Source organism: Lactobacillus sp. ESL0700 (assembly GCF_029392095.1).
Lineage (GTDB): Bacteria > Bacillota > Bacilli > Lactobacillales > Lactobacillaceae > Lactobacillus.
Genome location: NZ_CP113930.1, coordinates 100,980 through 124,360, shown reverse-complemented (window position 1 = coordinate 124,360; position 23,381 = coordinate 100,980). Strand labels below are relative to the sequence as shown.

27 protein-coding genes and 1 other annotated feature are annotated in these 23,381 nt (G+C 38.8%); of the genes, 11 read left to right on the top strand and 16 right to left on the bottom strand.

All coding sequences use genetic code 11. From position 1 onward, the window contains the following. Nucleotides 1-100: 100 nt before the first annotated feature. From OZX63_RS00635 to traF, 4 genes are all read right to left on the bottom strand, one after another. Nucleotides 101-871, bottom strand: coding sequence for a transcriptional regulator (locus OZX63_RS00635; RefSeq protein WP_277143725.1), 771 nt, complete (start codon nucleotides 869-871; stop codon nucleotides 101-103). Between the two features lie 26 nt (nucleotides 872-897). Then, a complete protein-coding gene (locus OZX63_RS00630) occupies nucleotides 898-1,983 on the bottom strand; it encodes a D-alanine--D-alanine ligase family protein (protein ID WP_277143723.1) in 1,086 nt (361 codons plus the stop codon). Nucleotides 1,984-2,913: 930 nt separating this feature from the next. Then, nucleotides 2,914-3,489 (bottom strand): hypothetical protein, encoded by a 576-nt coding sequence (locus tag OZX63_RS00625; protein WP_277143721.1) that lies wholly within the window; start codon nucleotides 3,487-3,489, stop codon nucleotides 2,914-2,916. A gap of 261 nt (nucleotides 3,490-3,750) precedes the next feature. Further along, on the bottom strand, nucleotides 3,751-4,245 hold the full coding sequence (traF, locus tag OZX63_RS00620) for a conjugal transfer protein TraF (RefSeq protein WP_277143719.1): 495 nt from the start codon (nucleotides 4,243-4,245) through the stop codon (nucleotides 3,751-3,753). 104 nt (nucleotides 4,246-4,349) lie between these two features. On the opposite strand from traF, the gene OZX63_RS00615 reads away from it, so the two are divergent. The 3 genes from OZX63_RS00615 to OZX63_RS00605 all read left to right on the top strand — a co-directional run bounded on the left by OZX63_RS00615 (nucleotide 4,350) and on the right by OZX63_RS00605 (nucleotide 6,838). After that, on the top strand, nucleotides 4,350-5,198 hold the full coding sequence (locus OZX63_RS00615; protein ID WP_277143717.1) for an Rgg/GadR/MutR family transcriptional regulator: 849 nt from the start codon (nucleotides 4,350-4,352) through the stop codon (nucleotides 5,196-5,198). A gap of 195 nt (nucleotides 5,199-5,393) precedes the next feature. Further along, nucleotides 5,394-5,669, top strand: a complete 276-nt coding sequence (locus tag OZX63_RS00610) for a hypothetical protein (protein ID WP_277143715.1) — start codon at nucleotides 5,394-5,396, stop codon at nucleotides 5,667-5,669. Between the two features lie 179 nt (nucleotides 5,670-5,848). Further along, on the top strand, nucleotides 5,849-6,838 hold the full coding sequence (locus tag OZX63_RS00605; RefSeq protein ID WP_277163671.1) for a CAP domain-containing protein: 990 nt from the start codon (nucleotides 5,849-5,851) through the stop codon (nucleotides 6,836-6,838). A 415-nt stretch (nucleotides 6,839-7,253) separates the two neighbouring features. Here the strand turns inward: OZX63_RS00605 and OZX63_RS00600 are convergent, their stop codons facing one another. From OZX63_RS00600 to OZX63_RS00570, 7 genes are all read right to left on the bottom strand, one after another. Next, a complete protein-coding gene (locus OZX63_RS00600) occupies nucleotides 7,254-7,382 on the bottom strand; it encodes a hypothetical protein (protein ID WP_277143711.1) in 129 nt (42 codons plus the stop codon). A gap of 131 nt (nucleotides 7,383-7,513) precedes the next feature. Then, nucleotides 7,514-8,008, bottom strand: a complete 495-nt coding sequence (locus OZX63_RS00595; RefSeq protein WP_277143709.1) for a GNAT family N-acetyltransferase — start codon at nucleotides 8,006-8,008, stop codon at nucleotides 7,514-7,516. A 73-nt stretch (nucleotides 8,009-8,081) separates the two neighbouring features. Next, the gene (locus OZX63_RS00590) at nucleotides 8,082-8,912 is read right to left on the bottom strand and encodes a hypothetical protein (RefSeq protein WP_277143706.1); all 831 of its coding nucleotides are present in this window, start codon (nucleotides 8,910-8,912) and stop codon (nucleotides 8,082-8,084) included. Nucleotides 8,913-8,923: 11 nt separating this feature from the next. Beyond that, a complete protein-coding gene (locus OZX63_RS00585; RefSeq protein ID WP_277143704.1) occupies nucleotides 8,924-9,607 on the bottom strand; it encodes a TetR/AcrR family transcriptional regulator in 684 nt (227 codons plus the stop codon). A gap of 170 nt (nucleotides 9,608-9,777) precedes the next feature. After that, nucleotides 9,778-10,758 (bottom strand): ribose-phosphate diphosphokinase, encoded by a 981-nt coding sequence (locus OZX63_RS00580; protein ID WP_277133087.1) that lies wholly within the window; start codon nucleotides 10,756-10,758, stop codon nucleotides 9,778-9,780. A gap of 112 nt (nucleotides 10,759-10,870) precedes the next feature. Then, nucleotides 10,871-11,527, bottom strand: a complete 657-nt coding sequence (locus OZX63_RS00575) for an alpha/beta hydrolase (protein WP_277143702.1) — start codon at nucleotides 11,525-11,527, stop codon at nucleotides 10,871-10,873. Next, nucleotides 11,524-12,366 carry a glycosyltransferase family 2 protein gene (locus OZX63_RS00570; protein ID WP_277143700.1) on the bottom strand — a complete coding sequence of 281 codons (843 nt, stop codon included), beginning with the start codon at nucleotides 12,364-12,366 and terminating at the stop codon, nucleotides 11,524-11,526. Before OZX63_RS00570 ends, OZX63_RS00575 begins: the two co-directional genes overlap by 4 nt. A gap of 140 nt (nucleotides 12,367-12,506) precedes the next feature. On the opposite strand from OZX63_RS00570, the gene OZX63_RS00565 reads away from it, so the two are divergent. Next, entirely contained in the window at nucleotides 12,507-13,472 is a 966-nt protein-coding gene (locus tag OZX63_RS00565) for a DUF1002 domain-containing protein (RefSeq protein WP_277143698.1), read from the top strand. Here the strand turns inward: OZX63_RS00565 and OZX63_RS00560 are convergent, their stop codons facing one another. Next, nucleotides 13,473-14,387 carry a ribonuclease H family protein gene (locus tag OZX63_RS00560; RefSeq protein WP_277143696.1) on the bottom strand — a complete coding sequence of 305 codons (915 nt, stop codon included), beginning with the start codon at nucleotides 14,385-14,387 and terminating at the stop codon, nucleotides 13,473-13,475. A 75-nt stretch (nucleotides 14,388-14,462) separates the two neighbouring features. Between OZX63_RS00560 and OZX63_RS00555 the strand changes: the two genes are divergently transcribed. Beyond that, the gene (locus OZX63_RS00555; protein WP_277143694.1) at nucleotides 14,463-15,395 is read left to right on the top strand and encodes an alpha/beta hydrolase; all 933 of its coding nucleotides are present in this window, start codon (nucleotides 14,463-14,465) and stop codon (nucleotides 15,393-15,395) included. A 25-nt stretch (nucleotides 15,396-15,420) separates the two neighbouring features. Beyond that, nucleotides 15,421-16,878 (top strand): cardiolipin synthase, encoded by a 1,458-nt coding sequence (gene cls, locus OZX63_RS00550; protein ID WP_277143692.1) that lies wholly within the window; start codon nucleotides 15,421-15,423, stop codon nucleotides 16,876-16,878. A gap of 73 nt (nucleotides 16,879-16,951) precedes the next feature. Here cls and OZX63_RS00545 read toward each other — a convergent pair whose 3' ends face one another. Next, nucleotides 16,952-17,437, bottom strand: a complete 486-nt coding sequence (locus OZX63_RS00545) for a hypothetical protein (RefSeq protein ID WP_277143691.1) — start codon at nucleotides 17,435-17,437, stop codon at nucleotides 16,952-16,954. 123 nt (nucleotides 17,438-17,560) lie between these two features. Further along, nucleotides 17,561-17,802 (top strand) — a binding site (T-box leader). Between the two features lie 57 nt (nucleotides 17,803-17,859). Here OZX63_RS00545 and asnA point away from each other — a divergent pair. After that, nucleotides 17,860-18,873: an aspartate--ammonia ligase gene (gene asnA, locus OZX63_RS00540; RefSeq protein ID WP_277143690.1), complete on the top strand. Its 1,014-nt coding sequence runs from the start codon at nucleotides 17,860-17,862 to the stop codon at nucleotides 18,871-18,873. 506 nt (nucleotides 18,874-19,379) lie between these two features. Here the strand turns inward: asnA and OZX63_RS00535 are convergent. Together OZX63_RS00535 and OZX63_RS00530 are read right to left on the bottom strand one after the other, a co-directional pair. Further along, nucleotides 19,380-19,760, bottom strand: coding sequence for a type II toxin-antitoxin system YafQ family toxin (locus tag OZX63_RS00535; RefSeq protein WP_277143688.1), 381 nt, complete (start codon nucleotides 19,758-19,760; stop codon nucleotides 19,380-19,382). After that, nucleotides 19,753-20,028 carry a type II toxin-antitoxin system RelB/DinJ family antitoxin gene (locus OZX63_RS00530; RefSeq protein WP_277143687.1) on the bottom strand — a complete coding sequence of 92 codons (276 nt, stop codon included), beginning with the start codon at nucleotides 20,026-20,028 and terminating at the stop codon, nucleotides 19,753-19,755. The genes OZX63_RS00535 and OZX63_RS00530 overlap by 8 nt, the downstream gene beginning before the upstream one ends. A gap of 288 nt (nucleotides 20,029-20,316) precedes the next feature. Here OZX63_RS00530 and OZX63_RS00525 point away from each other — a divergent pair, with 288 nt between their 5' ends. Genes OZX63_RS00525 through OZX63_RS00515 form a run of 3 tightly spaced genes read left to right on the top strand, consistent with a single transcriptional unit; the run spans nucleotide 20,317 to nucleotide 22,301 of the window. Beyond that, complete coding sequence (locus OZX63_RS00525; protein WP_277143685.1) at nucleotides 20,317-21,021, top strand: NAD-dependent protein deacylase; 705 nt, start codon at nucleotides 20,317-20,319, stop codon at nucleotides 21,019-21,021. Beyond that, a complete protein-coding gene (locus tag OZX63_RS00520) occupies nucleotides 21,021-21,521 on the top strand; it encodes a methylated-DNA--[protein]-cysteine S-methyltransferase (RefSeq protein WP_277143683.1) in 501 nt (166 codons plus the stop codon). The genes OZX63_RS00525 and OZX63_RS00520 overlap by 1 nt, the downstream gene beginning before the upstream one ends. After that, nucleotides 21,522-22,301, top strand: coding sequence for a TerC family protein (locus tag OZX63_RS00515; protein ID WP_277143681.1), 780 nt, complete (start codon nucleotides 21,522-21,524; stop codon nucleotides 22,299-22,301). Here OZX63_RS00515 and OZX63_RS00510 read toward each other — a convergent pair. After that, the gene (locus OZX63_RS00510) at nucleotides 22,296-22,655 is read right to left on the bottom strand and encodes a DUF488 family protein (RefSeq protein WP_277143679.1); all 360 of its coding nucleotides are present in this window, start codon (nucleotides 22,653-22,655) and stop codon (nucleotides 22,296-22,298) included. The two genes, OZX63_RS00515 and OZX63_RS00510, sit on opposite strands and share 6 nt — an antisense overlap. 42 nt (nucleotides 22,656-22,697) lie before the next feature. Here OZX63_RS00510 and OZX63_RS00505 point away from each other — a divergent pair, with 42 nt between their 5' ends. Then, on the top strand, nucleotides 22,698-23,330 hold the full coding sequence (locus OZX63_RS00505) for a DNA-3-methyladenine glycosylase (protein ID WP_277143678.1): 633 nt from the start codon (nucleotides 22,698-22,700) through the stop codon (nucleotides 23,328-23,330). Nucleotides 23,331-23,381: the final 51 nt, after the last annotated feature.

The window sequence follows — 23,381 nt, the reverse complement described above, 5'->3', positions numbered from 1 at the left end:
ATCTATTCGTCTACTGTAACGCAAAGTTGGTACTTACGGCGTAGATTTTAGTTAAATTTAACAAGAAAAAACGACTTTTAACTAAAAGCCGTTTTTTGTGTTACATATTAATAAATCGTTGCCACCAGTGTGCTTTTTCTGGTTCTACCTGCATATCCTGCAATGTCCGATGACTGTTAGAATCGGCATGCTTTTGCGCATTTTCCTTAGCTTTAGACAAAATTTCTTCGTGAAGCTGCTGACTAGACTTTGCTTCATCACGTTCAACTTGTGCCCGTTTTTCCGCGGCTGTCAGTGGCTTCTCTTCTTGCGCTATCGGCGAAATTGGCTCCTGCATGTCGTCGTCATCTGTTACAATTCCAGAAATATCCGGCAGAGCACTAAAATCTTGCTCATCTTTAGCAGCTGGCTGCTTCATCTGGTCTTGCTTAGCTAACAATTCCTTATTCTGCTGTTCAATCCGATTAAGTTGCTCTTGTAAATCCTTAATCGCCGTGTTCTGCTGACTAATTGTCTGTTGCAGCGCGTTTAGCAGTTTGACTGCTTGCGGTGTCGTCATTACTTCCTTTTTAGCAGAGGTAGTATCGATTTCCTCATCATCCTTATCACTAACGGAGTAAATTTGTCTAGCTGCTTCCTGCAGAGTCAAGCCATTATTTTGCGCTAATTTATGAAAATCATCCAAGTCCTGCACGTCTTGCTTACTGTAAAGCCGCGCTTTTTGCTTAGTTCTGGCATAATAATCAGGCTTGCCCGTAATCCGCTCAACAATCAGCGAATACTTGCGTAAAGTTGCCACACTAATATGCAGCTGACGCGCCGTAGCAGCTGGCGCCGTTAGTTCTTCAAAGTTATGCTTATCACTTGTCATCTTGTGTTCTCCCTAGCACTAAGTGATTAACCAATTTTATGCAATAAAGTCTTCTTATGGTTGTAACGTTCAATTCCTTTATCAATCAAACGTGTAATCAGCTCGGTGTAAGGAATACCAGCTTCTTCAAATAGCTTAGGATACATACTAATGTTGGTAAAGCCCGGTAAGGCATTAATTTCAGTCAAAATTATCTTGTTGTCACTGGCACGTAAGGTAGAGTCAACCCGAGCCATACCACTACATTCGGTTGCTTGGTAAACCTTGATGGCATTATCACGCACTTTGGCAACAATCTCCTCAGGCAAGTCAGCCGGAATTTGTAATTTTGAAGTTGAATTATCATCATACTTGTTATCGTAACTGTAAAAAGTCCCGGCAGCGTTGATAATCTGACCAACACCAGACACAATTGGATGGTCATTGCCCAAAACTGCGGTTTCAACTTCGGTACCATGAATCGTTTCTTCAATTAAGACCTTGTCATCATACTTAAAGGCATCAGCTAAGGCATCATTGAATTCAGCTTCATTAGTTACATGGTGTACACCAACAGATGAACCTTGGTTAGATGGCTTAACAAATAAATCGCCGCCAAGTTTAGCACTAACCTTGGCATAATCACGTTTAGGATTAGCCGCATCGTCATATTCAAACCGTTTAATAGCAATCCAATCAGCCACTGGTACACCAGCACGTTGTGCTAAAATCTTGGTAAATTCCTTATCCATTGTGACTGCAGCAGCTAAAACGTCATCACCAACAAACGGCTTATCCAAAATCCGGAACAAACCTTGCAAACTGCCATCTTCGCCCAAATTACCATGGACAATCGGGAAGAAAACATCAATTTCCGGTAAGTTAGCTAATTCACTCAAGTTAGACAGATTGGCTACCTTGTGTGGATTGGCTACCGTATATTTAGGGTCATCAAGGACCTTAAATGAGTCCTCTTCGCTTGCAATAAATCCATCGTTAGTAATCCAAATTGGATGTACTTCAAACTTTTCCTTATCAATTGCCTTGTAAATGTTATGGCCTGATACGATTGAAACTTCATACTCCGATGAATTACCGCCAAAAATTAAACCAACTTGTGTTTTCTTAGTCATTATTTTTACCTCTTAATTATCGTTATCAACTGTTAATTATACGGCATTAGCTAGTAGAAATAACTTAAATTAGAGTAATTTTAGAAATATTTTTATGGATTAAAAAAGGCAAACTAGTTTTTCCTAATTTGCCTTTGATTTCAATATCTAACCTGTCCGCAATATTTTGTTATTAAATTATATATTGATAATAAACAATTATATTTGTATAATTACTTCAAAGATGAATAAAGCTAAAGGGCGGTGGCTGTTTAATTCCAAGGAGATGATTGCTTATGGAGACATGGAGCAAATTATTGAAAGGTATAGCAGCTAGTGAATGTTTACGAAGCGTTAATGCTGATGTTTACATTCGGTATGTTTATTCTGGCATTGTTGTCTTATATCGACAACAACCACAAAAAATAAGTGTACTAAAAAAGCCGTCCGATACTTTAGCGAGTTTGTGACGACTTTTTAGTCAACATAACTATGCTACCGCCTTTTAAGCGGGAACATCTTTTAAGAACCAAGCTGTAACTTGGTTCTTTTTCTTTATACAAGTATTTTAGCATATTCATACTTGAAAATAAAACGTTAAATAAGTGTACTAAAAAAGCCGTCCGATACTTTTGGCGAGTTATGACGACTCTTTTAGTCTAATATAATTTTGCCACCGTCTTTTAAGCGGTACATAATTATTATAACAGATAAAATTCCAAATTAAATTAAAAAATTAGTTTAACGTGATTAAGTTAATACGCAATAATTGATATAATGATATTATTCAGCCAAATTACTTTTACAAAGGAGAAAACAAAGATGAATATTTATCAAATCATAACGTTCGTCCTGCTTATCGCAAACTTAATTTTAGAAATTTTGAACTATCGCGATAGCCGTAAAAAATAACTTGTTCTAAAGACAGCGAAAATAATTATTCGCTGTTTTTTATTTTCGCAATTTGCAATAATTTTCATACAAAAAATTATCTTTGCTAACAATATCTATCGTAGTTATCCTTGAAATTTCTAGCGCCTGATTACTAATATTACTGTCTGAATCCCAATCTCGATAATAGCTAGCTTGATCAAGTATCACATAATCCTCACTAACAGCAATTACTTTGCCGGTATTTGATAAATCGTACCCCCCGATATTCAAGCTAACGACATTGCCATTGTTACAATGATAATTAAGTAAGTCATTGATGTTGTCTTGTGGCACTTTTAAATATTTTGCTTGCAAGCTAAAGGGATCAAACAAGCCCTGTTGCTTTTGCAAAGCAATATATGAATTAAAAATATCAATATATTTAGACTTTGTGACTACATCTTCGATGTCAGATTTTTGATATAAAACATAGGCGTCAAGTGCACCATACTCATCAATGGCTTCAAACACACAGTAATTAGCAGTCTCAGATATTAAATATCCCAACAAAAAGTCTTCTGCATTTCTACTTTTTGAATAAACTTGTAACAAAACATTTTTATTTAGATATTTGTCGAAAAGAACCTGCTTCATTTTTACCTCTTTAAATCATATTTATTATCAAAATAATTCTACAAAAAAATTGATATACCTGCTACCTTATGGCAAATATATCAATCTAACTATGATAACTATCAGTCTTGTATCATATTGCCCGAAGCCCAAATAACATAAACTAATAAGATAATGCAAATTACTAGGGACAATAGGTTTCCTAGCAATAGACTGACAAGAAAAGTAACATGATGGCGTTGAAAAAAGGTTGTAAACAAATTCTCTTCAGTTGTAAAAATTTTAATTAGAATACTTTTTAGTTAAAAAATGGGTAAGATCAGTACGTGTACGATCCATAATTACAAATTTTTTATTATTTTTAATTTTCATTAGTGTCGGCACACCTGTTACTTTGAACCTTTTACGCGCCTTTTTTAAAGCGGAATTGCTGTCAGTCTTTGTTGTATCAATATAATAAATTTTAATATGCCGTTGATGACCGATTTTAGCCAGTTTAGGTACAAAAGCTCGACAGAATGGACAACTTTTCTTACCCCAGAAAACAGTAATTTTCTTTTTACCAACTAGTTTATTTAATTTTTGAACAGAGATTTTCTTAAAATGCTTAATTGCATTGGTATAAATTTGCTCTTGGTATTTCAGCAGATTGTTATTATTAGTTTGCGAAGTCGGATTATCATTAGTCGTACTTGAAGATACATTATTCATTGGCAAGACAAACAATGATAACGTAAGTTGAATTGCGGCAATAAGTTTAATTAATTTATGCTTCATATCTAGTTTCTCCTTTAACATTCCTCTTGCATAACAGCATAAAGTAATTTCATAATAAAAGATGATAAATGACATATATGCTAGTTTGAGTAGAGGAAAACACAATGAAAATAGGAGAGTTGTTAAAAGAATATCGTGTTAGCCAATCAAAAACTAAAAAAGAATGGGCAGGTAATGTAATTAGTCCATCCTTTTATGCTCGCGTAGAAAAAGGTGCAAACAGGATCTCTGCAGAAGACCTAATTAAATTGCTGCAACAAAATTATGTGTCTGTCTTAGCATTCTTTAGTAAGTTAATTCAAAATGATTATAGGATTGGCCAAGAAGAACATGAGATACGCAGATTAATTAATGAAGCATATTACAAAACTTCTAAAACAGAGCTGCAACAAATTAAAAACATAATTATTGAAAGTGAGTTAAAAAATAAAAAAGATAAATTAATGATAATTGACGTTTGTTTAGCTTCATTAAATGGTAATTTCAATAATTTAAGTAAAAATATACAACAAGAACTAAAAGATAAAATTTTTAGTGCAGAAAAGTTTGATAAAAATAATATAAATCTATATAACAATTGCATGGGAATATACGATTTTGAAAGTAATTTAATAATTTCAAAAAGAATAATTAAACAATGTCGTAATGAAAGAAACATAATAATTCAAAAGAACATTTTGGCTATAATTTTAAATATGATAATTTTATGTATTAAAAGTAATCATTATGAAGAAATTGAATTTTTTCTACAAAGTGGTCAAGAAATAATAACAATACCAGAAACATATTTTTACAAAAATATGCTAGATTTCTTTAAAAACTTTGTTATGTATCATTTTTCTAATGATCAAAAATTTTTGAATATCTGTAAATTCATAATAAAGAATGTTGCTGGATCTGGAATGGCTGAATATAGTGAAGAATTAAAGAAATTTTTGAAAGAAAGCAAATAAAATAGCAAATACGTCAGTTCATAATTATGTAATCGCTTTTTTGATATATTGACTATAGAACTTGATTGAGAAAGGAGAATAAAATGATTAGTTTAATCAAATTACTTCATTTGCTGAGAATGCCATTGTTTTATGTTAACAATGATGAAGATTAGGTAGTCAATTGATTTTCATAAGAAAGGGAAGGATATTATTATGAAAAAAACAATTTCAAATTATCAAATAACCATGACCTTTGCTTTAATCGCATTAGTTACAAGCCTAAACCCAATTTTTTTGACCTCTAATAAAACTAAGCTAGTAGGAAGTTTCTTCTTTATCTTTGTAATGCTGATTTCATTTTTACATGAATATTTGGCTAATCATACAACGGTAAGATTCTCTCAAAACAAATTAAAAGCAATTGTAGCTTTAGCAAACACTATAATCGGAGCTGCAGTGTATTTGTTGATTTGTTTCTACATTATCTAGATGACTTTTTAAACAGTTATCCAAATAAAATTTAAGATACAGTACAATATCAAACATATTTAATTGTTCATAATATTTGAAGACGATCCTTTCAGGATCGTTTTTTTATTATTTTACTTTTAATTAATTAAAAATTATAAAATATGGGCTATAATAATTGCATGATTAAAAAAATAAACTTGAAAACATTCCACAAATCATTAATTATATTTGCTACTGTATTGCTGATCCTTTCTACTAGCAGCACAACAATTGCTGCGGCTACTTTTACTCCCAGCGAAACTGCCAAAGTTGAGCAATTTCAAAAGCAGTATGCCGCACTAGATAAGATGCCGTTCAGCCTAAGTAATCTTTATGTAACTAAGCCCGAATTTTGTCGGCACTTTAAGGAAGGCGTGCTGGTGCCTAACTACTTGAGCACTCAACTCAATTACATTAATTATTATCGCAGCCTTTTTGACTTAAACCCGGTAAGTGATAACTCGACTGCTAATCTTAAATCGCAAAAGACAGCCGCCGTCTTAGCCACATTAAATGCTAATCCGCTGATTAACCAACATGGATTGCCTTACGAAAAGCGACCAAAGGATATTACGCGGGCTACTTGGAAAATTGCTAAGTCCACTTCCAGAACTGCCAACCTAAACTTTAATGCTGGTAACCAATCAGCTGGTGATGTCATTACTGACCTATTAACTGACCGCTATAATTTATCCGGCTTAGATACTGGGCACCGAGCATGGCTATTATCAACGCGCCTGTCTTCTGTGGGTACTGGTGCAGCCTATGGCACCAATGGTTATCGTTATTCTGTTCAAAAGATTCTCAATGCTAGTGATGTATTTCGTTCAGCCAGTCAAGAGCTGGTAACTTATCCTAGCAAGGGACTTTTTCCTTTAGAACTAGTCAACGATCCGCAAATTGCGTGGTCACTCTATTTTTCTGATCAAGCAATTACAACCACACCAGACATTACGATTACCGACAACACTACTGCCCAAACTTATCAGGCAACTAACGTAACCAATTATCAAGATGCTGGTTACGGCAATTTTCAAACAATTATCAGCTATCTGCCGGGGGCAACGCCATTAATTGCAGGGCATGAATATGAGGTTAAAGTTCAGGGCATTTGCCAGTATAAGTTCAAATTGTTTAAACAAGAATAATATCTTACCTCGCCAGTTTGTTAAAATATTGATATAATTAAAAAGAAGTCCTATTAGAGTAGAACTTCTTTAAACAGCACCGCTTTTAAGAGCGGTGGCTTAAATTATAGGTTTAGACTATCCCATAACTAGCCAAAGTTATTGAGTGGGACGGTCTTTTTTATTACAATCATTTATCATGATGGTTGCTGCTGATATAAGACAACAGTAACCTACCAAAACACTTTTATAACAATTGCATATTATTATGCTACCTGTTACAATACAAGTGTAATCAAAAAGAAGCCCTGTTAGCGTAGGACTTCTTTGAACAAGCAACTCCGCTTTTAAGAGCGGTGGCTAGTTATAGTTTTTTAGACTATCCCATAACCTCTGAAGTTATAAGTGGGACGGTCTTTTTTATTACAATCATTTATCATGATGGTTGCTGCTGATATAAGACAACAGTGCCAACAACACTAAATTTGATTGCAAAATCAAAGAAATCACATCGAACGTGCTCATTAACTGCTAACCCTTTCAATAATTTGTTCCATGTTTCCATAGACAATCATCTCCTTGGAATTAAACAGCCACCGCCCTTTAAAACTTTTATTACATTGTTCAACAATGATTATAGCAAAAATAATAGCTACCTGTTATCGTTAAATTAATTTTACCAGTAATAATTTAATATTAATTGAACTTTTTACCCAAAATATCGAGGTCAATTAGTCGACCGGCCATATCTGCAACCTTAGGCAAGTGACCATAAACTTGATAACCAGCAGCCTTAAATAATGCTTGACTTGCCTTATTAGTACCAAACACATAAGCCAAGATAGTATTAATGCCCAAGAGCTTAGTCTGCTTAGCTGCATATGCGAGCGCCTTGGTACCTAAGCCTTGATGTTGAAACTTAGCATCAATGTATATACTAATTTCAACTGTTGCATGATAAGCTGCTCGACCATAAAAGGATTCTAAACTTAGCCACCCTGCAAGCTGGCCATCAACCTTAATCACCCACAAGGGCCGACGTTCATTATGCTCATTAAACCATTCTTGCCGCTGACTGACACTAACAGGTTCTAAATCCGCCGTTACACTTTTACTAGCTATATTTTGATTATAAATTGCAACTATTGCGGGTAAATCTGCTTGCCTCGCTAACGTAAACTCAACTGCCATTATTCCTCCTAATCCAGCACAAAAAATGTAAACACGTAAAAAGGTCCTGCTTTTAAGTAAACAGGATCTTTTATTAATTATTCGGTGAAGTAATTTCCCAAGGGATAGTACTTAAAATATAAACAATGACGCCAGCAATTACAAAGTCTAAAAAGATACTGCTACTTATCTCAAGCAAATAACCTAAAACTGCAAAGTTCGCTACATTGAATACTACTGGAATTAGGGCAAATAGCCCTGCAAACAAAATCAGCCAAAAGCCAGCCCACATTCCCGCAGCCGTAACATCATGAATGAGCATCTTAGTAGGCATCATCGTCATCATTTCTTCAATTAACGACTTCAGACTAATAAGAGTTACCACAATGATAATAATATTTACAATGAGTAGCAGCAGTGCAATATTCGCACCAACTTTAATCGTATTTAAGCTAAAAGCATCGACAACATCGTACGGTGCATTATCTCCTTGCTTCTTTAATTTTTCCTGTACCAATTGCGCATCACTAGACGAGCCCTGATCGATATTTAAATTAATATCATGCAGAATTTGCTCGGCTAACTTAAGATTATCAAACTTAAACAAGTGAATGCCAAGCGTGTAATCAATAATGTGATCAGCAATCGGCTGGGTTTGCTTGCTGGTTAACAAATTCGAGCTACCATCTTGATTAGCGCCAATCATTTCTGCCAGCGTATCAAAATGACGATTAACTTGCCTAACCACAACGGCATCATTGTTACTAGTTCTAATTTGACCTTTCATAAACATAGGATTTAAAAAGGTTCCAGTAACCATAATCAGCGTCACAATTAGGAAGATAATAAAGGACAGCACCTTTTTGTACTGGGTGTTCTGCTCTTGATTTACTCTGCGCAAACCAGTTGGCGCGCCATTTGTCATATTATTCCCTTCTAACACACAATTTCTTTGCCTTCATCAAACATAGTATCAATTGCATGATGAACCTTCTTGATATTGATTGAAGCAATAATCTTATGACCATCACTGAGTGCCTTTTTGATTTGCTTAGTTGAACAATGCAAGAAAGTGTACATCAATGCACTAGTTGCATAGTCTGCCATCTGCTCAGCTGACAGACCATGTAAATCACGGTCGCGATATAGTCGACCAACACCGGTAACAACAAAGGCAATACCTGTTTGTACATCATCAAAATTGTATTTGTCTTCAGCAAACAGCCGGTTCTGTGTAATCCAGCCTGTCAGCATTCTGCTCCAATTGTCCAGTGTTTCATTACTTTCAAAAGCTTCGGAAATGATCCGGTCAAGGCCGCGATCAGAAATCCCCAATTTTGCAATTGTATAAATAAAAGCATCAGTCCGAGCACAAATATCACTGTTTTTAGTTTTATTAAATTTTTCAACTTGTCTGTCCAAGGTGTCGAGCAGATTGCGAACGACATCATCGGTCAATTTAGCCTTATGTGAATAATACGATTGCAGCAATGATTTAGAAATTCCAGATCTCTCCGCAATCATTTGAAAAGAAACTTTATCCATTCCATTTTCTTTGATTAAGTGAAATGTGTTACTTAAAATGATTCTTCTTCTTTTATAATTCTTTCGTCTTGCCATAATTTTCTCTCTCCGTTTTCCTATACATCTTGTTTTTATTATAACAATGATGTGGAATAAATAAACAAAAAGGTATTGAACTTAACTAAAAGTCACATATTAAAGCTATATTCATCCTTTGCCAGAGTAGAATTTTAGCATATTCAAAACACAGGGCTATTATATACTAGTTACTTCAAATTACTTTCACTAATTAAGTGCATTGAACGGTCATTATAAACACAATTTATTCCTCGCGCTAAAAGCAAATCAACCGAAATCCGCACCATTCTGTCTGGATAATGCTTGTGTCTAATCGTGTCAGTAACAACAATTTGCTCAATAGGTAACTCATTCAAAACTTCTGTCGCATCTTGAGATAATAATGCGTGAGTAGCCGCAACATAGACCTTTTTAGCACCTGCAGCCATTACTGATTTAGTTGACGAAGAAATCCGTGAACCAGTATCAATCAAATCATCAACGACAATACACTTTTTGTCTTTAACATCGCCAATCATGTTATGAACATCTGCATCATAACGAGCACGGCGCTGGTCAACGATTGCAATTGGCGCATTAAAGATCTGGCCAAAATTCCGAGCTAACTTAGCGCCGGAATGGTCAGGCGATACGATTACTAAGTCGTCGTCATCCTTAGTTGCAATCCCATTGTCCAAGAAGTATTGCCCCAAAAGCGGCAGTGCGTGCAAATGGTCAACTGGTACATTATAAAAGCCCTGAATTTGCGAAGCATGAAGGTCAAGTGCAATTAAGTGGTCCATCCCCGTTAATTGCAATAAGTTAGCAACTAATTTAGCAGTAATTGGTTCCCGTGACCGCGTTTTAGTGTCCGAGCGTGAGTATGCCAAGTATGGCACCACAACATTAACCCGGTGGGCTGAAGCTCGGTGCAAAGCATCCAGCGTGATTTCCAATTCCATAAAGTTTTCGTTAACTGGGTCTTGAATTGACTGGATAACAAAGACATCACAGCCTCTGACACTTTCGCCGATATTTACTTGAATTTCACCATCACTAAAGTGTTGGACTGCTGTTTCAATCAACGGCTTTTTCAAAATTGCCGCGATTTTTTCATTTAAAGCTGGATTTCCGCCTAATCCAATTAGCTTCATTGGATGCATTAATTCCAAGATTTCTTCCTTGTTCATAACTACCTCTTCATCAAAAATACTATCTTTTCATCTATTATAACCAAAAAACACTCTTCCTGACTAGGAAAGGGGTAATTTCTAACAAAAAAAGCCGAGTTTTATCCCCGCTTTACTTGAAAAAGTCTTCCATTAAATTTAACAATTTAAAACTATTTATTGCATAGCTATTGTGCTTTTGCCGCGGCATGATGAGCAGTTGTCCTTGCGGAATTATCTGGCTGTACCAGCGCACATGCTCAACCTTGACCCAATCCTTTTCACCGACAACGCAGTAAGTTGGGATTTTTATTGCCTTCAGACTATCAACAGACATAAAACTTTCGGTCAATTCTACCTGACTATCACGGTCAAAATGCAAATACCGTAAAACGCCCTCTGTTAAGTAGTGGTAAGGCCGAATGCCATTGCCATTGACAAAAACACTGGCAACCATCAATTTTTTGAAAATATGTTGATCCTGACTAGCTAGCATCATGGCAACAAGACCACCGGCATCAAAGCCAAAGCAATAACAGCCGCGAATATTAACCTGCTTAATAAAAGCCGCCACATCCTCAACTTCTGTTTGGTAATGCTCGGCAATCTCGCCCTTACTTAGACCATGACCGCGCATATCTAGCACATAGACTGTGTAATAAAGCGATAGTGGTGCCACAACTTGGTCAAACATCCCACCATCTAAGTGGTGACCATGAAGTAACAAGAGCGGTGCACCCTGACCTAGTTTATTATAGTAAAGTTCGTTGCCATTAACCTTTTCTCTCATTGTTGATCCCTCTCACTTGCTTCAATTAAGTGCTGGCCTTGCTGTTTTTGATGATGTTCATGCCACAGACTGCGAGCCACAATTTTAGCTACAATGTAATTAGCCTTAAAGTCATCTGGGATCATTTTGAGGTTAAAATTGTGCACCATACTATCCTTGCGCTGCCAATAATGATAGAGCGGCTGACTATCGCAATAAAAACCCTCGGTCAATGCCAAGTACTGGACATTGAAAATCTGGTCTTCCATAAACGCCAAGTCTTCCACAAACCGTAAATGATGCTGGCGCACGACGGCAATGCGATAACCTTTATTCCACGTATAGCCCTTAACTGGCGTTGCCAAAATATGATTGTTAAATAGCGAGCCAAGGGGGTTACTAACCAGTTGATACGTTCTGAACTTTTTCTTCATCCCGTGGACAACCTTTTTAGTTGCCGCAATTGACCCCGACTTGTTTTCATAATCCAGCCAAAAGCCACACGAAACCATCGCCGCATCTGGATGAGCATGGAAAGCATGCACAAAAAAGGCCGTGTATCCGGGATCAACCCAATCATCACCATCATGAAAAGTAAAATACGGCGTATCGACATTCTTTAAGCCGACATTACGGGCATCAGACAGACCACCGTTGGGTTTATTAATGATTTTAAAATAGCGAAACTTATCTTGGTAACTCTCCGCTATTTTACGTGTATTATCTGTTGAGCCATCATTGACAACCAGCAGCTTAAAGTTCATGTCATTTTGCACGGCTAGGTGATCTAGCGCCCGCGCTAGATACTTAGCAACATTATACACTGGCATGATGATAGTTAATTCAGGTTGCTCGAGCATAGGTCCTCCTCAATATTATTGTTCATTATACCATCTAAGAAATTAAAAAAAACGTAAAATAAACGACACGAAATCGTAACTTGACCTTTTCCTATGAGCGCCTATTATAATTAAGACATCAAAAAGGAGTTAATATTCTTATGAAAAAAATATTTTCGATAATAACAGTATTGCTAGTAACACTTGCCGCGGCCTGCGGATTTACCCAAAAGCCGCAAGTCGTAAAGGCTGACGATTTACCAATAGTTTGTTTAGGAACATCATTAACCGACCCACAGCGTGATGGGACATTGAAGACCTTAACCGCGCCGCTTAATGGTTCTAGTTACCAAACAATTACAATTAACGGTGAGGACCTCGTCAAGTACCTTAATCCTTCAGGCGATAACTTCACGACCGGTTCAGGCGTCTGGTCTAGTGCCATGATCCAGAAGACAGCCAGTGGAAGTGGTATCAACGTGCAGATTTTAAATTATAAAGGCAGTAACAACATTACAACCATTACCGCTAACCAATACAAGAATGCCGCTTTAACCGCGGGGATCGCTGACGCCAACATTTATGTCACCAGCGCCACCCCAATCGATGGTTCCGGTGCTTTGGCCGGCGTTTATGCCGCTTATGCCAAGACCGGCGACCATTTAAACCAAAGCCAAGTAAATGCCGCTCAAGATGAGATGGGCACTTTAAGCAAAATCACTAAGGAAAACAAGAACAAAGATGGCTACACCGATGCCCAATTAAACAATGCAATTGCTGGTGCCAAACAAGAAATGGGCAAAATCGGCAACAACATTTCTGATAGTCAAATCCATGATATTGTTAATAACCAAATTAATATTAATCATCTTGGCAACACAATTAATAACAACCAAAAGCAGCAAATTATTAACGTGCTAATCGAGGTACGCGATTCGGGTGCTCTGAAGAACCATAATTTTAAAGAACAGGCAGCGACCCTTTCTAAAGGAATCGAAAAGAATGCCAAAAACATCTTTAATAAACTTAACACACAAGAAAACCGCAACTGGTTTGAGCAGCTTTGGGATAATATTGCCAGCTTTTTCGGTCATTTATTTGGCGGCACCATCGTTACTATTAAATAATTACATCTGATCCATAAACTTGTTCAAGGTATGGTCAACAAACTCATTACCGCGATTATTGGCGTGACCTTTGGTCCACTCAAATTCGGGATTGCTAAACTGGGCAAGCAGGCGATCTAGCTCTTGCCAACCAGCTAAATTAGCAATTTCACCCTTGGAACTCTTCTTCCAGCCCCGCTTTTTCCAACTTTTAAGCCAGCCCTTTGTAATTGGGTTCAAAACATATTGTGAATCAAGCACAAACAAGAGCGGCTTGGTATTAAAGTTGAGTTCCAGCAGTTTTTTAAGAGCCTCGATTAATGCGGTCAATTCCATCTTATTATTGGTGGCACCAAACTCGCCGTTTGTGCCATAAGTTGACTTAGGCTCTCCAGCTTCCTGCCATTCAATCAGGTAAGCCCACGCAGCCTTATCCGTTGGCTTAACGTGACCGCCCTTATAATTACCGGTATTGCGGGTACCGCCATCGGTATAGATTGTCGCAAAATAAGTTTGATCCCTCTGCACCTGAGTTTTTTTCTCGGGTGCTTTTTTAATTGCTTGCTTAACTTGCGGCTCAGACTTTGGTGACTGCATCTTGGTCTGTTCACTAAAGCGTTGAATCTTAGCGATTGCATTTTGCAAGGTGTCCTCACTCTTGGGCAGTACATGCTTAGCAGTAATTGAGGGGGCTGCAGGCTTCTTTACATTAGTTACGTGCTTAACCGGTTTGCGTTTAGGTTTAGGCTTAGCCTTATGATTTTTACCTTGCCGATAGATTGTTTTAGGATCTCCACCAATAAATTCAATTGCATCAGCTTCCTCATTGAAAGACTTAAATCTAGCCCCAGAAAACCCATCAACTTGCTTTTTGGTTGCATCCCACGTACGATAAATTCCGGGAACACGGCCCTTTTTTACTGCATAAAATTTCATATGTACCTCATTATTTACTAAAAAGTTGTTCGCAATGTTAGAATATAATTAATTATTATTTTAAAGGTGAGCGTAATGTTCTTCAATACCAAAAAATATAAGGAAGAAGCGGAAAAGAACCGCAAACATAATCTATCTGAAGAACCCAGTAGGTTTAATATGCTCGCTTTGGCGATTTTGGCCAGCATTGCACCAACTAGGCCTCTGCTGCATCTGCACAAAAAGCACGTCGATGATCATGCCGTGATTGAAGAAAAGCTCGGCGACTTTAAGCAAGTTCCCGTGCTTTACTTTCACGGTTTTCGCGGCGGCGACTACACAACCAACGTTATGATTAAGCAGGCTCTAAAAGATAAGGATAACCCTAAGTATCTCAAGGTGACAATTGATTTACTAGGTAATTTTAAACTCGAGGGCACCTGGACCGGCGACTTAAACCCCATCGTCCAAGTGGTCTTTCGGCAGCGGCTAATCGGCGTGTACGCGATTGACTATTATTTGCGGATGCTGCTGCCCTTTTTAGCACAAAAATTTCACTTTAAAAATTATATGGCCGTCGCTCATTCACTCGCTTGCCCGTGCGTTGTCCGCACTGAGATGCGCACCTACCGCAAGAAGAACTTCCCGCGGCTGACCAAGTGCGCCTTTATTGCCGGGCCCTTTGACGGTGTGACTTATATGGGCGACATCCCGAACGTTAACGGCCTTAATGCCAACGGCCGCCCCAACGTGATTAACCCACATTACATCTACCTGCTGCTCAGGCGCAAGCGGTTCAACCCCGACATTTCCGTTTTAAACATTTATGGTAACGTCCTTGACAACACCAATAGCGACAAGTTTATTTCCGTTATTTCCGCTAAAAGCATTCGCTACATTCTGGCACCCGGTGCCCATTCATACCACGAAGTTGAAATCCGTGGGCAAAAATACGCCGAGCACAGCTGGATGCATGATAATCCGTTCGTTATCAAGATCGTCGATAAATTTATCGGCTTAACACAGTAACTTTCTATTATTCTGGAGGATTTCCGTGAGTCTACTTCGTGACATTGCGCGTATCATCATTATTACCAACACTATTCTTGCCTTCTACATCGTCTTTCACAGACGGCGGTCGGTTTCGACAACCTGGGCATGGCTAATTATCCTGCTTGTTTTTCCCGTAATCGGGATGACACTGTACGGCTTTTTTGGCCGAGGAATTTCACAAGAAAATATTTTTGCCATTAATAAACAGCACCACATCGGGCTGCGCAATGTGCAAAAGTCAATTACTAAGGCGCCAAAGAAGATTAGCTCATCCGATACGTCTAACAAGGCCAAAATGGTCGTTCACTTCTTCGACCGCCAAGGTGAGTCGCCACTAAGTAAGAACAACCAGGTCAAGCTCTATACTGACGGTCAGCCAATGTTTGCCGACATGATTAAGGATATTAAAAACGCTCGCGAAACCATTAACGTAGAATTTTATACCTTTTATAACGATGATATTGGCAATGAAATTTTGAACTTATTAATTAGAAAGGCTTGCGAGGGCGTCCGCGTCCGCGTCCTTTATGATGCTTGGGGGTCAATGGGGGCAACCAAGTCATGGTTCAACCAATTGTGCCAAGTCGGCGGAGAAGTCTTGCCCTTCGTCACATCACGCAACATGATTACACGGTACCGGATTAATTACCACTTGCACCGCAAGATTGTAGTTATTGATGGTAAAATCTCGTGGACCGGCGGGTTTAACATCGGCGACCAATATTTAGGCCGAAAAAAGAAATTCGGCTATTGGCGCGACAGTCAGGTTCGCATTGTTGGTTCGGCTTCACTCTTACTTCAGGAACGTTTCGTCATGGATTGGAATGCTTCAATTCAAAAAGATAGCCAATTAATTACCTTTAACCACCTACTCTTTCCCGACTTAGATGAGAACGAAATCCACCCCGGCGATGTTGCCACGCAGATTGTCTCCGATGGCCCGGACCATTACAACGCCAACATGCGTAACGGCGTCATGAAATTAATGTCGCAAGCTAAAACACGGCTGTGGCTGCAAACGCCTTACCTTATCCCCGATGATGCCATGTTCGCGACCCTGCAGACAGTCGCCATGTCGGGCGTTGATTTGCGGATTATGATTCCGTGCAAGCCAGACCACCCCTTCATTTATCGGGCAACGCAATGGTACGCCAATGAACTATCGCGTTACGGCGTCAAAATTTACATCTACAATCACGGCTTCATTCACGCCAAGACAATTGTGGTTGATGATGATATTGCAACTGTCGGCTCGATGAACCAAGATTACCGTTCCTACGACCTTAACTTTGAGGACATCGCGATTTTTTATGATAAAAACTTTACTAGTGAAGTGGCCCATGCCTTTGAAGAAGATATGAAGCAGTCAACCTTGCTTTCGCCAGAGATGATTGCAAAGCAAGGTCGCTGGCTGCGCACCTTGCAGAGTTTTTCGCGGATGTTGTCCCCGATTTTATAATTAAAAAAATAAGCTTTCACATTTATCTGTAAAAGCTTAACCTTAAAAGTCATGCCTTCGTGCGTGGCTTTTTTTATAAAATATCTTGCACTTCAATCTGAACGTTGTGGCCAATGCGCTTTTTCAGAGCAGCAATAATCTGCGTCACTTCTTTAGAAAAACGCAGGTAATATTGTTGGTGCCTTTTCGTTGTCAAAATACAAATTACCATTTTCTTCTTGAGCTTCGGCACCTTAATCAAGGTCACCATCACAATATCTTTATAAGCAATTGTCCGCCTAAAATAACCCGACACCACCGCTCTTTTCGGCGCTAAACCGGAGAAACCATCAATAATTCCCATTAATAAAAAGATGGCGAGGAACATACTCAAGCCCGGGTCACTCTTTTCCAAGAACTCCCATGCAAAACCAGCCCAAATAATTAGCACAGTCCAAACAATTGATGAAGTCCGATAATGTCCCTTCAAATCAATACTAGCTTGCCAAAACCAACTGTAGCAGCTGTAACCAAGCAGTACTGCATCCAAAAGAAAATAAAAAAATGTCGAATTTGCCATAAAAATTCTCCTCGCTATTATTCTTTATTATTATAACAGAGTGGCTTAATTTCGATAGTCATTGTGAATATAATTAATTTTTGCTTGCAATTTTATTAAAAAGAGTGTTAAATATCATTTAATATAAATGCAATGACAAAGACGAGTAAATAATTTATCTCTACTCAGTGAGGTGCAGCTAGTGTGAATGCGCCAGACCCTGAATTATCGAAAAACCCTTTTAGCAACGCACCGAAATTTTCGAAGAGTAAGTTGCGTCGTCCCCAGTACGTTACCACGCTGGTGAAGCATGTTAGTGCTTCATGAGTTGGCTCAAGTTTTGAGCAATTTAGGTGGTACCGCGGAAAAAGCCTTTCGTCCTATTGAATTATCAATCGGACAAAGGGCTTTTTTCTTTGACCCAATTTTGGAGGTAACTAACCATGACTTTGATTTTACCAGAAAAATATCAGCCAACTTTAACAATTCGCGATACCGAAGCAGCAATCGTCTTTATTCGGGAACGATTCCAAACCATTTTAGCGCAAAAGCTTAACTTACAACGGATGTCGGCGCCAATGTTTGTCGAAAAAGACACGGGCTTAAACGACAATCTAAACGGCGTGGAGCGCCCCGTTGCCTTTGATGCCAAAGACATGCCCAAGGACGATACAATTGAGATTGTCCACTCACTTGCCAAATGGAAGCGCATGGCGCTTAAGAAGTACGGCTTTGGAATGCACGAAGGGCTCTACACTAACATGAACGCCATCCGCCGCGATGAAGAAATGGATAATTTCCATTCCATCTATGTTGACCAGTGGGACTGGGAAAAGGTCATCAGCAAGGAAGACCGTACTAGCGAAACTCTAGAAATCACCGTCAACAAGATTTTCGCAGCGATTAAACAGATTGAAGCTGAATGCGCCTCGCGTTACCCAGCTTCTACTTACCGCCTGCCTGATGAGGTCCACTTCGTTACCACGCAAGAGTTGGAAGACCGCTGGCCAGACATCAGCCCAGAGGAACGTGAAAACAAGATTGCCAAGGAAGAAAAGGCCGTCTTTTTAATGAAGATTGGCGACAAATTAAACCATAGTGGTAAGCCACACGACGGTCGTGCACCAGACTACGATGACTGGCAATTAAACGGCGACCTGATCTTCTGGTATGAGCCACTCAAACAAAAGCTGGAAATTTCTTCAATGGGAATTCGCGTTAGTCCCGAAAGTCTACACGAGCAACTAACAAAGGCCGGCTGCCTTGACCGTGAACAATTACCGTTCCACCAATTGCTGCTAAAGGGCGAATTGCCTTACTCAATCGGTGGCGGCATTGGCCAATCGCGCCTGTGCATGTTACTACTAGGCAAAGCTCATATTGGCGAAGTGCAAGCCAGCATTTGGCCTAAAGAAATGGTTACGACATGCGCCAAGCACGGCATTCCGCTATTATAAAATACAAAAAGCAGCTTAGAAAATCTAAGCTGCTGAATACACTACTTAATGAATACACTACTTAAATAGTTTAACTAATTCAGCTAACACACCCTGCAATGCAGTTAACAATTTTGTTGCTTGTCTAAGAAAAATGTAAGCTATGAAGAGTTTACACGTTTTCAGTGTAAAAAGACGTACCTGTAAGTTGACTACTTACAACGCGCGGTGGCGATCCCAATGGATCGCTTTTTTATTGGAATATAAAAAAGCGGGCCTAAAGCCCGTTTTATACACTTTCCTTCTGCTACCAAAGATTTCTTTGACACATAGTTTTAAATTATGTGCCATTTTTGTGTCAAAATTACTTTTACTAACAAAAAATAGCCTTGAATCACCTGTGCTAAACGTTGATAAGTCAAGGTTATTTATAAAAAATACTGACTAAAAGACGAAAGATTATCGACTTCAATGCTTATACGACCTCAAGTCACTTAGTTGGTTCCATTTTGGTTCTAACTAATTAATTAAAATAATTCACTATGAGTTCCAATAGCAACTAAATACACTATCGTTTTAGACTGCGAATAAATTAATAAATGATCGCCTGCTTGGCCATTAAGATGAATATCAATTATCTTAATGGTTATTCCTGCCGGATTGCCTAAACCCATTTTAATTTGTTTAATCAATTTTCGTTTAGCATGAATCGGGTGAGGCTTAAAGTGACTTGGAATACGTTTGCCCTCTATTAACTGGTTCACAATATATTTCCAAGCCGTGCGTCTTTCAGAATCAATTTCTTCTGGCAATTGCTCTTTAAAAACATCGTTCCAATTTGGATCAACCTGTCTCATAGCAAATTGTTTCTTAAATTGACTAGAAAAGCCAATTTTTCTTTTAGTCATTTAACAATTCCATTAATTCTTCATAACTATGTGCTTTTGGCAAGTTCTTAGTACCATCCATATCTGCCTTTATCTCTGCCAACGATGCTTGAACAGTCGCACTAAGCTTGGGAATAACATACTGTTTTGGCAAGCCCTCAGTCGCAACTTCAGTTAAACTCATTCTAACAAAATCAGAAATACTCAAGCCATGTTTTTCTAGTTCTTTACTAGCCTTGGCTTTAATATTCGGGTCCATTCTTGCTTCAATTCTTGCTGTTTGTGCCATTATAATCACCCCAATTAAATTGTACCATCATTGTCGTACAAAGCTACAACAAAAATCTACGCTATTCTAAGTTTTCCTCCTTATTAAATATTCAAACACTATTTACGTACCCGCATTTTTATTAAAAAAGAGTTTCATTAAATTGACAGCGTAAGCTCGCAAGAACTGCTTTTTATTAACCTCTGAAATTGCAAAACCTCTAGTCTGTCACACTAAACTCATTCATCGCAACCGCAACTTGTAGTAAACTACAGATAGTAAATTAATTTTAAGAAAGGTGCATAACTGATGATTGACCCAAAACAAATAGCTGAATTAAAACATGACATTGACCAAGCCCAGCACATTTCATTTCTAACTGGCGCCGGTGTTTCTACTCATTCCGGCATCCCTGATTACCGTTCCAAAAACGGGATTTACGATGGTGTCTCTGAAAGTCCCGAGACTATTTTAAGTGAAGAAACGCTTTATAATCGGCCCGACTTTTTCTACAAATTTGTCATGGATAACATGTACTTCCCCGATGCCAAGCCGAATGCAATCCACCAAAAGATTGCCGAGCTTTGTAACAACAAGGGCGATTTAATTACCCAAAACGTTGACCATCTTGATACCAAAGCTGGCAACCAGCACGTGACCGAATTTCACGGCAGCCTGTATAATATCTACTGCACCAAGTGTCACCAACCTGTTGCTTACACGGAATACGCCAAAAGCTACCGGCACGAGAATTGCGGCGGCATCATTCGTCCTGGTATCGTGCTTTACGGCGAAGCTATCAATGGCGATAACCTATCTAAGTCCGTTAATGCCATGCAAAATTCTGATTTAGTAATTATTTCTGGTACCAGTTTTGTCGTTTATCCGTTTGCTCAATTGCTGTCTTACCGCCAAAATGGTGCCAAAGTTTGGGCAATCAACAAGACCGAAATCCCTGCTGCCGGAATTTCTTCAATTATTGCGGACGCGCTGGACGTTTTTGACCAGATTTAATGCTTTATTATGCAGATTTAGCCATTGACCATGTGACTTTTCAATTAGTCGCAGACGAAAGTGGCCTTACTTATGTTGGGCAAACAAACGCAGCAACTTTGCCACTAAGTCACTTTTATCCCAATGAAAAGTTACTGCCTGATCCGCCTGATCCGGCAAGACTCACGCCTTATGTCCAAGAATTACGGGAATTTTTAACTGGAACTAGGGAAGAGTTCGACGTGCCACTAAGTATTAGCCGGATAGTCACACCTTGGCAGCGAAAAGTCCTCGAGCAAGTAAGGCAAATCCCTTATGGTCAAACAATCAGTTATCAAGAACTAGCCCAGGCAATTGGGCAGCCGCAAGCTGTTCGAGCAGTGGCTCACGCTGTGGCTCTGAATCCCGTTTTGTTTTTCATTCCGTGTCATCGGGTAATTCGCGCTGATGGCACTTATGGTCAGTACCGCCTTGGCAATAACTACAAGAAACACCTCATTAATTTAGAAAAGAGTTTTTAGATGTCAATTATTAAAATGTATGCCCCCTTTTTCAGTGCTAGCAATTGGCTGCACGTCTTAACCAGCGGCAAGGATTGGATGGTCATCCTTACCCTGATTTTGATGGAATGTCTATTGTCCGTTGACAATGCGGTCGTTTTAGCCGCGCAGACAAAAGTCTTACCTGATAAAAAGCAACAAGAAAAGTCCTTGTTCTATGGTCTTTGGGGCGCATATATTTTCCGTTTTATCGTTATTGGGATCGGAACTTACCTGATTAATTTTTGGGAGATTAAACTGGCCGGCAGCTTCTACCTGTTTTACCTCGCCATCAAGTTTTTCTATGATCAGCGCCACCCGCAAAAAGCAGCCGCAAAAGAAAAAGCCGAAGAAGAAAAGATTTTGGCTCATCAAAAAAAGAAGGGCAAACATGTCTTGTCCCTCTTTTGGCGCACAGTTATTTCGATTGAAGCAATGGATATTGTCTTTTCGATTGACTCAGTTTTAGCGGCACTGGCTGTTTCCAGCAATCCAGTAGTTGTTCTAATCGGCGGAATGATTGGAATTTTGTGCATGCGGGGCGTAGCCGAAGTCATTATCAGATTGATGGATATTATTCCGGAATTACAACCAATGGCCTACGTCTTAATCGGGATTATTGCACTTAAACTGCTACTGTCGCTGCCGCCATTTAATTACGAACTACCAAACACACTGTTCGCAATGATTGTCTTTGGCATTCTTTTACTAACAATCGCCTTTCACTTCTGGCGAATTAAACGCCACGGCCATAAATTATAAGGCCTGCAGCACATATTCTTTGAGTACAACCGCTTGGTTGTGCTCTTTATTTTTCGCACCATATAAAAACAAGACATCTTGCTTAGTTAGCTGCGTTTTTACCAACTCTAAAAATTGCGGCAGCGTCGGATTTTCCTGTAATTCTGCAAAATATTTTTGCTTAAAAGAGGCAAACTTCGCATCTTCATGATTAAACCATTTGCGCAAGTCACTACTTGGACCCACTTCTTTTGCCCATTCATCCAAATCAGCCTTAACCTTACTCATTCCACGTGGCCATAACCGATCAACTAAAATTCGGTAACCAGCAGGCTGTTCATGATCATAAATTCGCACTAATTTAATTTCTGTCATTACTATTTCCCTTTTATTTTCAATATCTTACTAGGAAGAAAAATGAATTATTCCACATATTTTACTAACAATTCTACCGCCAAAATCACCGCTGACCTAATTGGACGGCCGTTAACTTACAACGATGGCCAGCACTTAATGGGTGGCTATATCGTTGAGGCCGAAGCCTATTTGGGTGCCCGTGATCGCGCCGCGCATTCTTATGGCAATCGCCGCAGTCCAGCTAATGAAGGCTTGTACCGCACCGGCGGCACCATTTATATTTATAGCCAACGGCAATATTTTTTCTTTGATGTGGCTACACAAGAACTAGATGAGCCGCAAGGAATTTTGATTAGGGCAATCGAACCTACATGGGGCATTGAGCAGATGATTACCAATCGCGGCGGCAAAAGTGGGGTTTTACTAACCAATGGCCCCGCTAAAATGATGCAGGCCTTTGGCATTCATGATAAACATTGGAACCTGCACTTTTTAGATGATTCACCATTTAAAATCGACTTAAACAATGCTCACAAAAAGCACGCAGCCGAAATCATTGCTGGGCCGCGAGTTGGCATTAATCAATCTGAACCTGAGTGGGCACAAAAGCCTTTACGTTATTATGTCGCTGGCAATCCCTACGTTTCAAGAATGAAAAAACGTGATTATAGAGAAAATCATGGTTGGAAATAAATTTATTCATTAATTTAATGATAAAATTAATTGCATGCACAGAATCTTTTC

What these genes read in the sequence shown, in the direction of transcription:
- OZX63_RS00635 (WP_277143725.1), bottom strand. Translation starts at nt 871, where the DNA reads ATGACAAGTGATAAGCATAACTTTGAAGAACTAACGGCGCCAGCTGCT.
- OZX63_RS00630 (WP_277143723.1), bottom strand. Translation starts at nt 1,983, where the DNA reads ATGACTAAGAAAACACAAGTTGGTTTAATTTTTGGCGGTAATTCATCG.
- OZX63_RS00625 (WP_277143721.1), bottom strand. Translation starts at nt 3,489, where the DNA reads ATGAAGCAGGTTCTTTTCGACAAATATCTAAATAAAAATGTTTTGTTA.
- traF (WP_277143719.1), bottom strand. Translation starts at nt 4,245, where the DNA reads ATGAAGCATAAATTAATTAAACTTATTGCCGCAATTCAACTTACGTTA.
- OZX63_RS00615 (WP_277143717.1), top strand. Translation starts at nt 4,350, where the DNA reads ATGAAAATAGGAGAGTTGTTAAAAGAATATCGTGTTAGCCAATCAAAA.
- OZX63_RS00610 (WP_277143715.1), top strand. Translation starts at nt 5,394, where the DNA reads ATGAAAAAAACAATTTCAAATTATCAAATAACCATGACCTTTGCTTTA.
- OZX63_RS00600 (WP_277143711.1), bottom strand. Translation starts at nt 7,382, where the DNA reads ATGGAAACATGGAACAAATTATTGAAAGGGTTAGCAGTTAATGAGCAC.
- OZX63_RS00595 (WP_277143709.1), bottom strand. Translation starts at nt 8,008, where the DNA reads ATGGCAGTTGAGTTTACGTTAGCGAGGCAAGCAGATTTACCCGCAATA.
- OZX63_RS00590 (WP_277143706.1), bottom strand. Translation starts at nt 8,912, where the DNA reads ATGACAAATGGCGCGCCAACTGGTTTGCGCAGAGTAAATCAAGAGCAG.
- OZX63_RS00585 (WP_277143704.1), bottom strand. Translation starts at nt 9,607, where the DNA reads ATGGCAAGACGAAAGAATTATAAAAGAAGAAGAATCATTTTAAGTAAC.
- OZX63_RS00580 (WP_277133087.1), bottom strand. Translation starts at nt 10,758, where the DNA reads ATGAACAAGGAAGAAATCTTGGAATTAATGCATCCAATGAAGCTAATT.
- OZX63_RS00575 (WP_277143702.1), bottom strand. Translation starts at nt 11,527, where the DNA reads ATGAGAGAAAAGGTTAATGGCAACGAACTTTACTATAATAAACTAGGT.
- OZX63_RS00570 (WP_277143700.1), bottom strand. Translation starts at nt 12,366, where the DNA reads ATGCTCGAGCAACCTGAATTAACTATCATCATGCCAGTGTATAATGTT.
- OZX63_RS00565 (WP_277143698.1), top strand. Translation starts at nt 12,507, where the DNA reads ATGAAAAAAATATTTTCGATAATAACAGTATTGCTAGTAACACTTGCC.
- OZX63_RS00560 (WP_277143696.1), bottom strand. Translation starts at nt 14,387, where the DNA reads ATGAAATTTTATGCAGTAAAAAAGGGCCGTGTTCCCGGAATTTATCGT.
- OZX63_RS00555 (WP_277143694.1), top strand. Translation starts at nt 14,463, where the DNA reads ATGTTCTTCAATACCAAAAAATATAAGGAAGAAGCGGAAAAGAACCGC.
- OZX63_RS00545 (WP_277143691.1), bottom strand. Translation starts at nt 17,437, where the DNA reads ATGGCAAATTCGACATTTTTTTATTTTCTTTTGGATGCAGTACTGCTT.
- asnA (WP_277143690.1), top strand. Translation starts at nt 17,860, where the DNA reads ATGACTTTGATTTTACCAGAAAAATATCAGCCAACTTTAACAATTCGC.
- OZX63_RS00535 (WP_277143688.1), bottom strand. Translation starts at nt 19,760, where the DNA reads ATGACTAAAAGAAAAATTGGCTTTTCTAGTCAATTTAAGAAACAATTT.
- OZX63_RS00530 (WP_277143687.1), bottom strand. Translation starts at nt 20,028, where the DNA reads ATGGCACAAACAGCAAGAATTGAAGCAAGAATGGACCCGAATATTAAA.
- OZX63_RS00525 (WP_277143685.1), top strand. Translation starts at nt 20,317, where the DNA reads ATGATTGACCCAAAACAAATAGCTGAATTAAAACATGACATTGACCAA.
- OZX63_RS00520 (WP_277143683.1), top strand. Translation starts at nt 21,021, where the DNA reads ATGCTTTATTATGCAGATTTAGCCATTGACCATGTGACTTTTCAATTA.
- OZX63_RS00515 (WP_277143681.1), top strand. Translation starts at nt 21,522, where the DNA reads ATGTCAATTATTAAAATGTATGCCCCCTTTTTCAGTGCTAGCAATTGG.
- OZX63_RS00510 (WP_277143679.1), bottom strand. Translation starts at nt 22,655, where the DNA reads ATGACAGAAATTAAATTAGTGCGAATTTATGATCATGAACAGCCTGCT.
- OZX63_RS00505 (WP_277143678.1), top strand. Translation starts at nt 22,698, where the DNA reads ATGAATTATTCCACATATTTTACTAACAATTCTACCGCCAAAATCACC.